The organism is Pseudomonadota bacterium, assembly GCA_039815145.1.
Lineage (GTDB): Bacteria > Pseudomonadota > Gammaproteobacteria > Steroidobacterales > JBCBZW01 > JBCBZW01.
Genome location: JBCBZW010000034.1, coordinates 1 through 12,116, shown reverse-complemented (window position 1 = coordinate 12,116; position 12,116 = coordinate 1). Strand labels below are relative to the sequence as shown.

At 66.8% G+C, this 12,116-nt stretch carries 8 protein-coding genes; 6 read left to right on the top strand and 2 right to left on the bottom strand.

What is annotated here, in order from left to right; genetic code table 11:
- The first annotated feature begins 29 nt into the window (after positions 1–29).
- The 5 genes from AAF184_10910 to AAF184_10890 all read left to right on the top strand — a co-directional run bounded on the left by AAF184_10910 (position 30) and on the right by AAF184_10890 (position 5,653).
- Positions 30–1,712 (top strand): amino acid carrier protein, encoded by a 1,683-nt coding sequence (locus AAF184_10910; GenBank protein MEO0422838.1) that lies wholly within the window; start codon positions 30–32, stop codon positions 1,710–1,712.
- A gap of 162 nt (positions 1,713–1,874) precedes the next feature.
- A complete protein-coding gene (hemH, locus tag AAF184_10905) occupies positions 1,875–2,975 on the top strand; it encodes a ferrochelatase (GenBank protein ID MEO0422837.1) in 1,101 nt (366 codons plus the stop codon).
- A gap of 59 nt (positions 2,976–3,034) precedes the next feature.
- Positions 3,035–3,778 (top strand): hypothetical protein, encoded by a 744-nt coding sequence (locus AAF184_10900; GenBank protein ID MEO0422836.1) that lies wholly within the window; start codon positions 3,035–3,037, stop codon positions 3,776–3,778.
- 15 nt (positions 3,779–3,793) lie between these two features.
- On the top strand, positions 3,794–5,074 hold the full coding sequence (locus AAF184_10895) for a helix-turn-helix domain-containing protein (protein MEO0422835.1): 1,281 nt from the start codon (positions 3,794–3,796) through the stop codon (positions 5,072–5,074).
- 12 nt (positions 5,075–5,086) lie between these two features.
- Positions 5,087–5,653: a methylated-DNA--[protein]-cysteine S-methyltransferase gene (locus AAF184_10890; GenBank protein ID MEO0422834.1), complete on the top strand. Its 567-nt coding sequence runs from the start codon at positions 5,087–5,089 to the stop codon at positions 5,651–5,653.
- A 10-nt stretch (positions 5,654–5,663) separates the two neighbouring features.
- On the opposite strand, the gene AAF184_10885 is transcribed toward AAF184_10890, so the two are convergent.
- A complete protein-coding gene (locus AAF184_10885) occupies positions 5,664–7,382 on the bottom strand; it encodes a methyl-accepting chemotaxis protein (protein ID MEO0422833.1) in 1,719 nt (572 codons plus the stop codon).
- A 336-nt stretch (positions 7,383–7,718) separates the two neighbouring features.
- Here AAF184_10885 and AAF184_10880 point away from each other — a divergent pair, with 336 nt between their 5' ends.
- Positions 7,719–8,600 carry a PHB depolymerase family esterase gene (locus tag AAF184_10880; GenBank protein MEO0422832.1) on the top strand — a complete coding sequence of 294 codons (882 nt, stop codon included), beginning with the start codon at positions 7,719–7,721 and terminating at the stop codon, positions 8,598–8,600.
- Positions 8,601–8,606: 6 nt separating this feature from the next.
- Here the strand turns inward: AAF184_10880 and AAF184_10875 are convergent.
- The coding region (locus tag AAF184_10875; protein ID MEO0422831.1) for an EAL domain-containing protein at positions 8,607–12,116 on the bottom strand (3,510 nt) is incomplete at its 5' end.

The following is a 12,116-nucleotide window of genomic DNA, read 5'->3' as shown; positions in this document are numbered from 1 at the left end:
GCATGGGGCCCCGAGGGGCCGAGCACTCGATGCAGGAACTGAACGATTTCATGGCCGCGATCAACGCGGTGCTGTGGCATGAGATCGTGCTCTTCGCCCTGCTCGGCACGGGTGTGCTGTTCACCGTGTGGAGTCGCTTCTCCCAGTTCCGCGCCCTCTCCCACGGCACCCAGCTCCTGCGCGGACGCTACGACGCCAGCGACGCCCCCGGCGCGGTCAGCCATTTCCAGGCGATGACAGCCGCCCTCTCGGGCACGGTCGGGCTCGGCAACATCGGCGGCGTCGCCCTCGCCATTTCCCTCGGCGGCCCGGGGGCCGTGTTCTGGATGTGGCTCGTGGGGCTGGTCGGCATGGCCACCAAGCTCACGGAAGTGACCCTGGCGATGCTCTACCGCAACGTCGACGACCCCCAGAATCCCCACGGCGGCCCCATGTGGGTGGCGCGCAAGGGCTTCGCCGCCAAGCGCGCGGACCTGGCTGGCTTCGGCAAGGCGGTGGGGGTGCTCCTGTGCGTCACCCTGCTCATCGCCACCACCACCGGCGGCAACATGTTCCAGGCCTGGAGCGTGGGCGATCTCACGGAGAGTTACTTCGGCGTGCCCAGCGTGATCACGGGCATCATCCTCGCGCTCATCGTGGGCTCGGTGATCATCGGCGGCATCAGTCGCATCGGCGCGGTCACCTCGAAGCTGGTACCCGCGATGGTGGTGCTCTACCTGCTCGCGGGCAGCTTCGTCCTGATCAGCAATCTCGGGGCCATTCCCCAGATGCTGATCCTGATCGTGACGTCGGCCTTCAGCCCCGCCGAGGCCGAGGGCGCGTTCATCGGCGGCAGCGTCGCCAGCGCGTTCCTCTTCGGCATGAAGCGCGCGCAGTTCTCCAACGAGGCCGGCCAGGGCACCTCACCGATCGTGCACGCCGCCGCGCGAACCCACGAACCCGTGCGCGAAGGCGTGGTCGCGGGCCTCGAGCCCTTCGTCGACACGGTGGTGGTGTGCACCTTCACGGCCCTGATCATCTTGAGCACAGGCGTGTGGAACCGACCGCCGGCGGCGGCCTTCGAGACCACCCCGACGGTGCTGCCCGTCTCCGCGTCGATGTGGACCGTGGAGACGATGGTCGCCCCGCCCCGTGATGACGGACGCCCGTGGAGCACGACGGACGATGTCTTTCTGATCTACCAGGCAGACCTGAACCCCGCCTCGGGCAACGCGCTGCATCGCCTCTACGGCCACGTCGAGTTCGACGGCCCCGGCAGCGCCACGCTGGTGTGGGACGAGTTCACGAGCGGGGTGGTGCCGCAGGTGGAGCATGCGGGCATCTACGTCGACTACACGGGCGCGACGCTCACGGCCCAGGCCTTCGACAGCGTGGCCCCAGGCCTCGGCCAATGGCTGGTGACCTTCGCCGCCTGGCTGTTCGCCATCTCCACCATGGTGTCCTGGAGCTACTACGGCGAGCAGGGCATCGTGTACCTGGCCGGCCAGCGGGCGGTGTTGCCGTACAAGCTCGCCTACTGCGGGCTCATCATCGTGGCCACCCTGGGCTTCATCCGCACCAGCACCGAGCTCGACAACCTCACGGGCATCGGCATGGGCGTGATGCTCGTGGCCAACCTGCCGATCATGTGGCTGTTCGGCCACCAGGCGATCAACGCCTACCGGGACTATATTCGCCGCCTTGATTCTGGCGAGTTCGAAGAACCGCAATAACTGTCGCTAAGACAACTGCTTAGCATCCAAGACGGGGTCGCCTGACGCGAATCCGAAACGCTTGCCGCTAGCGAAAGCTGGAGGTGAGTCACACGTCACGCGCGAGCCTGCGTGCGTTGCGGTATCGTTCTGTTCAGTCCCTCGCGAGGTCACCCCCGCTCCATGCCCCGATTCGCCGGCCAACGCCAGTTCGACCACGGCAGCTCAGACCGCCTCGGCATCCTGCTGAGCAATCTCGGCACGCCCGATGCGCCCACGCCGAAGGCGCTTCGCCGCTATTTGCGGGAGTTCCTGTCAGATCCCCGCGTGATCGAGTTGCCTCGGCCCATTTGGTGGCTGGTCCTGAACCTGGTCATCCTGCGCACACGCCCGGCCAAATCCGCCGAGGCCTACGCCTCCGTGTGGACCGATGAAGGCTCACCGCTGCTGGCCATCTGCAAGCGCCAGCGCGACGCCCTCCAGGTGATGATGGACGAGCGCTTCGAGAACCCGCCGCTCGTCGCCTTAGGCATGCGCTACGGCAACCCCTCCATCGAGAGCGCGATGAAGGAGATGTTCGCCGCGGGCGTGCGGCGCCTGTTGGTGCTGCCCCTCTACCCGCAGTACGGCTCCGCCATCACCGCCTCCACCTTCGACGAGGTGACCCGGGTGCTGAACGGTCAGCGCTGGGTGCCCCAGTTCCGCTTCGTCAACAGCTACCACGACGACCCCGCCTACGTCGAAGCCGTCGCCGCCAGCCTGCGCGAGCACTGGCAGGCGAACGGCCGTGGCGACGTGCTGGTGTTCTCCTTCCACGGCATCCCGCGCCAGAGCATGCTGGCCGGCGATCCCTACTACTGCCACTGCCTGAAGACGGCCCGCCTGGTGGCGGAACGGCTGCAGCTCGCCGAGGGCAGCTTCCGCGTGACCTTCCAGTCGCGCCTCGGCCCCGCCGAATGGCTGCAGCCCTACACCGCCGCCACCATGGAAGAGCTCGGCAAGGCCGGCACCAAGCGGGTGGACGTGATCTGCCCGGGCTTCTCCGCCGACTGCGTGGAGACGCTGGAGGAGATCCAGCTGGAGAATCGCGACATCTTCCAGGAAGCGGGCGGTGGCGAGTTCTCCTACGTGCCCGCACTTAACGACCGCGATGACCACATCGAGGCGTTGTATGATCTGGTCGTGCGCCACGCCAGCGGGTGGCCGGAAGTCACGCCCAGCCAAACGCCCTACAAGGACGAGAACACGGTCAAGCGCGCCCTCGCCATGGGCGCCGCGCGATAGGCGGGCACGACTGACAGACACGGCGCGCCCATCGCCGCTTGCAGTCGGAGCCTTCGTCGATGATCGGTCGCTTCCTCGAGTTCAGCGTCTACGCCCCGGATGTGCTGGCCGCCGTGCACCACTACGAGCGCTTGGGCCTGCGTCAACTGAGCGTGGGTGAGATCTGGTCGCACCCCTACGCCGTGGTCTCCGACGGCCGCGCGGTCATCGGCCTGCACGCCTATGAGTTCGATTCACCTGCCGTAACCTTCGTGCTCCAGTCCTTGCGTACGAAGTTGCCTCGGCTGGCGGATCAGGGGATCGAATTCGCCTTCGCCAAGACCGGCGACGATCAGTTCAACGAGGCGGGCTTCGTGAGCCCCACGGGGCAGATGATCACCCTGCTCGAGGCGCGCACCTACTCGCCCGCCGCCTTCGACACGCCCGATGTGTCGGACCTCGGCCGCTTCGTCGAACTCATGGTGCCGTGCGCGGATGTGGCGGCGGAACTGCGCTACTGGGAGTCGATCGGCCTGCGCTCAGCGGGTTTGCGCGAGACGCCTTACGCTCACGCCCATCTCGCCGGCGAAGACGTCACCATCGGCCTGCACGATGCGTCGGTGCTACCGCGTCGCGCCCTGCGCTTCGCGTGCGCGGAACCGGGCCGCCTCGCCATGCGCCTCGATGACGCGGACATCCCCTGGACCACCTTGCCCACGCCCCCGGCGGGTGCGGAGATGGCCTTCAGCTTCACTGGCCCCGACAAGCTGCCGATCGTGGTGCACGAGGCCGCGTTGGGCGCTGACCCAGCGAGAGTTGGGTGACCTACACTGGTCACCATGTCACCCCCGTCTCCACGCGCACAGACGCCCACCACTGGCCTGCACCAGGCCGTCCAGGCGCTGCGCGCAGAGCCCGCCGGCATCGCGGACGCACGAGCGCTCGGGCAGCAGGCGGGCGTTGCCCGAACCCGACTCACGGAACTATGCCAGCGCCACTATCACTTGAGCCCCAACGCGTTGATCGAGCGCGCGCGCGTGGACGCCGCGCGGTCAGCCCTGGCCGAGGGTGCTCGAGCAGCGAGTGCCGGTAGCGACGCGGGCTTCGCGAGCGAACCCGCCTACGCCCGGAGCTTTCAGCAATACCAGGGGCTGACACCGGCCGCGTACCGAACCCTGGCGAGCAGCGGCCGGGCAAGCGCCTTCACCCTGCGCCTACCGGCGGGGTTTGCGACCGAACCCGTGCGTCACCTGATGGCCCGCGACCCGAGCAGCGCGAGCGAGCGTGTGCTCGAGACACACGCGCATGGGCTGCGCCTCGAGCGCGGCTTCCAGGACGAGCGGGAACAGAAAGCGGCGGTGCTTCACCTCACCGTGCGCGGCCGCGACGCCCACGTGCACATCACCCCACGCAGCGGTTCCACCTGCACGCCGGCCCAACGCCTCGCCGCCCACGCCGTCGCCCGACGACTGCTGGGCTTCGAGACCCACCTGCCGGCCCTGCGGGCGCAGGCGCGTCGCGCCGAGTGCGCCTGGTTCGCTCCGCTGCTCGCCCGCCGACCAGGCCTTCGCGTGCCGCTGATGGGCAGCGAGTACGAGGCGCTGATCTGGGCTATCCTCGGCCAACAGGTCAATCTCACCTTCGCCGCACAACTGCGCGCCGAACTGATTCGTTTGGCGCAACCGGCGCTTTGCGCTGACCACCCGCAGCTGCTTCCGCACCCGGCGCCTGTGCAGGTGGCTGGCCTGGATCCGGCCGAGCTACAGCGACGACGCTTCTCGCGCAGCAAGGCACACTGGATCGTCGACCTGTCCGCCGCCATCGCCGAGGGGCATCTACGCTTGCAGGCCCTGAGCCTGGGACCGGCGGACGAGGCGTACGCCGCGCTCGTCGCGCGCAAGGGCATCGGCGACTGGACGGCGCAGTACGTGATGTTGCGTGGCATGGGCTACAACGACTGCGTGCCCGCAGCCGACGCAGGTCTCATGCGCAACCTGCATGGGATACTCGGTACACCTGAACGCCCGAAGGCCGATGATGTGGCCCGCTGCCTGGCGCCCTTCGCGCCAGCGCGCAGCGTGGCCTGCCAGCATCTGTGGGCGTGGCAAGCCGGTTTTTGAGGAGGTCGTACAGTGGCGACAGATCTCGCGCCGGGCGCTCCCACCGCGCCCTACCCCGCGACCGCACGCAGGACCACGGTGGACTCCCCCGTGGGACCCCTCGACGTCGTCATCGACGACTCGGGCGCCCTGCTGCGCATCGCCTTCGATGGTCGAGAGGATCCGGCCTCGGCGCTGGCGCCCGCGGACCTGGCCTTCCCGCCCCTGCAGCGCGTGATCGCTCAGCTGGGCGAGTACTTCGCTCGCGAGCGCAGAGCCTTCGAGGGCATCACGCTGGCGCCCATCGGCACCCCCTTTCAACAGCGGGTGTGGGCCCTGTTGCAGCAGATCCCCTACGGCGAGACCTGGAGCTACGCCGAGCTCGCCGATCGCCTGCGACCGAAGGCGCACGCCCGGCCCGTCGGCGGGGCCAACGGGCGCAATCCGATCCCTATCATCATTCCCTGCCACCGGGTGATCGGCGCGGACCGCCAACTCACCGGGTTCGGCGGCGGGCTCGCGCGCAAGCGGTGGCTGCTCGCGCACGAGGGGGCATCGTTCATCGACAATGCAGAGCACCGCCAGCTGCCGATCTTCTAAGCGCGCCGCCTTACGCGGCGACCGAGTGATGGGCACCGCGATCGGCATGGGTGCGGCCCTGGAGATCGCTCTCATCGAGTACGAAGTCCGCCACCGACGCGTGGAGGGAGAGCGCATCGTCGCGCATGGAGGTGCTCGTGGCGGCGGCCCGGTCAGCCACCGCTGCGGTCTCCTGGGTCAGCTTGTCCATGTGGGCGACGGCTCGGCTGATCATCTTGATGCCATCGCTCTGTTCGGCGCTCGCCTTGGCGATGTCGTTGATGATGTCCGTCACCTTGCCGACGGAGGTCACGATCTCCTCTAGCTTGGCGCCCGACTCGTTGACCAGATCCGTGCCCGCCGTCACCCGTTCCATGTTGGTGCTGATCAACCCTTTGATCTCCTTCGCCGCGCTAGCACTGCGTTGCGCCAGCGAGCGAACCTCGGTGGCGACGACGGCGAAGCCACGACCCTGCTCGCCAGCTCGAGCGGCTTCGATGGCAGCATTCAACGCCAGCAAGTTCGTTTGGAAGGCGATCTCATCGATCACCCCGATGATGTCCGCCACTTCGGTGCTGGTCTGACGCACGGCCGCCATGGCCTCCACGGCGTTGCCCACCACGGACTGGCCGCTGCTGGCGATGCCCTTGGCCTGGCTCGACAGGGTCGCCACCTCCGAGCAGCTCGACGCGTTGGACTCGACGCTCGTCGCCATCTGCTCCATGCTGGCCGAGGTCTCCTCGAGGGATGAGGCTTGAGCCTCCGTGCGCTCGCGTAGACCATTGTTCTCCTTGAGCACCTCCATGGCCTTGTCTTCCAACACGGTGGAGGAATTGCGGATACCCATCACCATCTGGCGGATGGAGGAGGCGCAGTCGTTGATCGCATCGGTCAGCTCGCGCATGTCATCGCCGTAGTCCCCTTCAATGCGCGAGCGAAGATCCCCGGCAGCGATCGCCTTCATCACCTGGGCAGCCTCCAACTTGAGGCCGTCGCGCATACGCTTCTCTTCGGTGACATCGCGCACGAACGCTGTGTAGAGGATTTTCGTGCCCACGGTGAGTTTGGCCAGCGATAGGCGCCCCCACTTCTTGTCGCCGTCCTTGCGGTTGATCTCCACCTCCCGCGAGGTGCCGACGATCTTGTCGACGCCCGTGTGGCGGTTGGCGTTCACCAGATCGTCGTGGTTGGCCTGGATGGCCATCGGCACCAGCATGCGCACATTGCGACCGATCACCTCCTGCGCCGCGCAGCCCCACAACTGCTCGGCCGCCGGATTGAAGAAGGTCACGTTGTTGTGCTCGTCGATCGTGACCACCGCATCCAAGGCCTGGGTCAGGGTCTGCTGAATCATGTCTCGACGCAGCTTCTCTTCGGTCACATCTTTGACGAAGGCCGTGTAGTGGAGGACACCACCGCCCACGTCCACTTTCGAGAGCGACAGGTTGCACCAGCGGGTCTCGCCGTCCTTGCGCGGCACCTCGATGTCTCGGCTGGTGCCTACGATCTTGTCGACGCCCGTGGTGCGATTGGCGTTCACCATGCCGTCATGTCGGTGCTGAATTTCCTGCGGCACCAGCATCTTGACGTTCTGTCCGATCACCTCGTCGGCAGTGTAGCCCCACAGGCGCTCGGCAGAGGCGTTGAAGAAGGTGACGTTGTTGTGCTCATCGATGGTCACGACGGCATCGATCGCCTGGGCCAGGACTTGGGCGTGGTAGTCGTCGTGCGTCTTTGGAGAAGTGTCCATCGTCGTATCCTCTTGGCGCTTGCCGTCGCGCTCGACGGGTGAGCGATCGTGTCTACGGGGTTCAGGCGACGATAGAACGCGTTAGGCTTTCGAGCATCGCCTGGTCGATGGCGCTTAGTGTGGGCTTCTCCCCCGCGTGGTACGCGCCCGCCGCCCGTCAGTGCAAGGCGAAGACTGTGATCGCCGCCGAATAATTCGAAGCCGACTTATGACCAACCGCCCGGAGGTGGCGGCGCGACCTGAACCCGCCAGCGGTGGTAACGTCATCGCAACCGCACCATTGGCCCGACGAGGCGTCGGTGCTCATCGCATCAGCTGCACACGGAAGCGCACCCCATGCTCAACAAACTCGTGGCGACCGCACTCGCCTTCGCATCGCTCCTCGCCATCGCCCCGTCCCACGCCCAAACGGACGTGAGCGTCGATGCCGGCCGCGGACTCGTCACCCTGCACTTACCGCCGGCCTTCGATGGGCTCACGCCCCTGCCCCTGATCCTGAACCTGCACGGCTACAGCGGCGACGGCGAAGGCCAGCAAGGCTACTTCGGCCTGCTACCGCAGACCGACGCCCAGGGGCTGATGGTCGCCATCCCCGACGGCACGCAAGACCTGTCGGGGTTGCGCTACTGGAACGCCACGGATGGGTGCTGCGATTTCTTCGGGGCCGCGCCCGACGATTCGGCCTACCTGCGCGCGCTGATCGAGGTGATCGCGCAGGCTTACCCGACCGATGCACTACGGATCTACGTGGTCGGATATTCCAACGGCGGCTTCATGAGCCACCGCATGGCTTGCGATCACGCCGATCAGGTTGCGGCGATCTTTAGCTTCGCGGGTGCCCAGTGGGAGGATGTGGAGCGTTGCCTGCCCAGCGAGCCGGTGAGCGTGGTGCAGTTCCACGGCACCGCTGACTTCACGATCCCGTACGGCGGCGGGTGCATCCCGGGTCTGGCCTGCCACCCCTCCGCGCGCACCACCGCGGACACCTGGGCAGCCCTCAACGGGTGTGATCCACAGATCACCGCACGCTTACCGCTGCTGGATATCGTGGAGCGGCGGCCGGGGCTGGACACGCTGCGCCAGGGGTTCGACGGCTGCGTCGATTCGGCGGTGGAGCTGTGGTCGAGTCCACGGACGGGTCACGTCCCGAGCTTCGAACCAGCCTTCGCCGCAGGCGTCGTGGAGTTTCTCCTGCAGCACCCCAAAGCGGTTCGCTAGGCGGGGTCAGGCGGAGTCGCTGGCCTGCACGACCGCGCGCTCACTCACGCCCAGCAGCTCCGCCAGCGGTTGCGGGCGGTGCACGCCGAAGCCCTGGGCGAAGTCGCTGCCGAGTTCCCGCACCATCGCGAGCACTTGGTCGTCCTCGACGAACTCCGCCACGGCCTGCATGCCGAGCGTGTGGGCGATGTCGATGATGGATTTGACGAAGATGCGATCGGTCGGATCTTTGGTGATGTCGCGCACGAACTGGCCATCGATCTTCACGCAATCGACCTGCAGGCGCTTCAGGTACCCAAAGGAGGAGAGGCCACTGCCGAAATCATCGAGGGCGAAGCACGATCCCATGCGACGCAAGGCATCGATCAGCGCCGTCGCGCTGTCGATCTGACGGATGACGGCGGTCTCGGTGATCTCGAAGTTCAGGCATCCGGGAGGCAGGGCCGCCGCCTGCATCTGCGCCTGGAGCCCACGGGAGAAGGACTCCTCGCCCACGCTGGCGCCCGAGAGGTTCACCCAGAGCTGGTAGCGACCCTCGGCGTCGCTGCCGATCGATGACAGCATCCGCATGACCTGGCTCACCACCCACTGGTCGAGCCTGCACTGCAAGCCGTAGCGCTCAGCCGCTGGCAGGAACGCGCCGGGCGGAATCAAGCGCCCGGTTGACCGATCGACCATCCGCAGAAGCACCTCGATCCGTTCGGCGTCGGACCCGTTGAGAGGGGCGATGCGCTGCCCGTAGAGGATAAAGCTATCGGTATCGATCGCTTGATTGAGGCGCTGCACCCAGCGCATCTCACCGCGCCTCGCATGCACCGCATCCTCCACCCCCGACACCAGATGAACACGATTTCGCCCGGCGTCCTTGGCGGCGTAGCAGGCCGCGTCGGCGATCTGCTGCAGCTCGTCGAAGTCGTGAGTCGAGTCCCCCAGCGGGACCAAGCCGATGCTGGCCCCGATGCGAAAGACGTCGGCGTCCCAGAGAAACTCCAGCTCCTGGATAGCCATGCGGATGCGCTCCGCCCGCTGCAGGGCGACGTCCTCGGGGCAATCGAGCAGGATCACGGCGAACTCATCGCCCCCGAGGCGCGCCACCACATCGTCCTTGCGAACGCTCTCGGTGATGAGCTGGGCCACCGTGGCGAGTAGCTCATCACCCGCCGCGTGGCCGCAGGTGTCGTTCACCACCTTGAACTGATCGAGATCGAGGAACAGCAGGTGGGCATTCTTCTTATCGTCACCCTGATTGACCCGCGCCAGACACTCCTTGAAGGCCCGGCGGTTCAGAAGCCCGGTCAGCTCGTCGTAGCTCGCTTGGAATTCGAGCTGGCGCGTCATGGCGCGACTCGCGGTGACGTCCTGCGCCAGCACCACCACATACTGGATGACCCCGTGCGCATCGCGCACGGGTGACAGAAGGAAGTCCACCCGATGCAGATCACCAGCGTGCGACAGGCAATCTACTTCCAGGCTGTCGAAGCGGCGCTCCCCATCGCTCACCAGGGCATCGAAGCGCTGGGCGAAGGCCACCCGATCGGCCTCGGTGACCACGCTGATCAGCGGCTCGACGTCCTCCTCCTTCGCATCGGGCCAGAACAAGCTCTTCATCTTGGGGTTAGCCTCGTAGGCGAGCCCCTGCGTATCCACCAGCGCCATGCCGATCGGTGAGTTCCGGTAGGCCTGGCGAAAGCGCGCCTCGACGTCGGCCCGCGCCGCATCGGCGCGTTGCCGCTCCTCGATCTCCTGACTAATGCTTCTGTTCGCCGCTTCCAGCTCCCTGCGCCCTGCGTCGATGGAGGCCGTGCGCTCGGCGACCAGCTGGCGCAGGCGCTCGTTCGCCCCCTCGATGGCACGCATGCGCAGCTGCACCGCCGCCCAGGCGATGCTCGCCGCCAGCAGTGTCATCAGCGCCGCAAACCAGTAGGTTCGCCAGAAGGGCGTGGGCACGGCGAAGGACCAACTCACCGGCTCGCTCCAAGCACTGCCAGGCGAGCGCGCCCGCACCGAGAATCGGTACTCACCCGACGCCAGGCTCGAGTAGCCGATGGAGGTGGTACGCGTGGGTTCGCTCCAGAGCCCATCGTGACCCTCGAGGCGATAGCTGAACTCGATGCCGTCCGGGCGACGCATCGAGATCGCCGTGAAGTCGACCAGGATGTTGCCCCGATTCGCGTTGGCGGCGCCGTCCTCCTCGTGCACCTCACCGTCGAGGAGGCGTCGGCGAATCAACGGACGGGGCGGTATCGGGCGCGCAGGGGCTTGCCGCACGTCCATGGCGGTGACCCCGGAGGTGGTCCCGATCCACAGGGTATGGTCGCCGTCGAAATAGGTGGCATGCGCCTTCGCCTCCAGCGAGACGAAGCCGTCGAGGGCCGTGTAGTGGTCCAGCGCCCCGGTGTCGGGATCGTAGCGATAGGCGCCGCGGTTGGTGGCGAGCACCACGGTGCCGTCGGCGAGGGGATGGAGGGCGTAGACCGTGTAGTCGCCAAGGGCGGCGCCGATCTCGAAGCGCTCTAGTTCACCGTCACGCCAGCGGAACACGCCCCCCTCCACGGTCGCCACCCAGACGGTGCGCAGTGATTCGTTGGGATCGACCACCACCTGGGTGAAGTACTCGCGCCCGAAGGCCTCGACGGGCACGATGAGCTCCGGCTCGTTATCAAGGCTACCGGTGTCCAGGCGATACAAGCCTTGCTGGTGGGCGGTAAACCACACCTCGCCGGCCTGGCTGCTGTCGACACCGTACACGGAGGCACCCGTGCCCAGGGGATAGCGGCGCAGGCTGCCATCGCGTGGGTCATGGAGGATGAGCGCGCCGCGGAAGGAGCCGATCCAGACCCGCCCCTGGGCGTCGATGTCGAGCCCGGTACTGACCACCGACTCGCCGGTGATGATCGGCGTCGCCGTCATCGTCGGCAGATCGATGTGATAGAAGTCCTCGCCCACATGACCGATGTAGAGGGAGCGGCCATCCGTCGACATGGCGACCCCGCGCACCTCCACCCGCTCGATGCCAAGGGCTTCGGAGACGTTCTCGATGCGTCCCTGCTCATCGACGCGGATGAGGCCGTCATTGGTGCCGAACCAGGCGTCACCTTGCGTGCCGGGTTGGATGGCAAACACCTCTGGACGTGTCCCGTCGACCTCCAGGCCGTAGTGGGCGAAGCGATCACCCAAGTGTCTCGCCAGGCCGTGACGGGTCGGGATCCACTGCACCTGCTCGTGGTCGAACAGCATGGTGCCGTCGGCGCCTTCCAGGGAGAAGCTGCGCGAGGGGTCCTCGGCCTCCAGCCAGGTGCGCTCGTCGATGAGTACCCACCCGAGCTCTCCCTGCGGATCAAAGCCGAATTCCGTCACGCGCCCGGGATAGGCTGTCTCCTGCCACTGCACCTGTCCTGAGTCGAGCAAGCGTCCGATACGGCCGTCCTCGTTGCCGACCACCACATATCCGAGTTCGCTAGCCCGCAGGCCGCTCGCCGTCTCGAGGAGCATCTCGAAGCCGTCATCGGTGTCGGG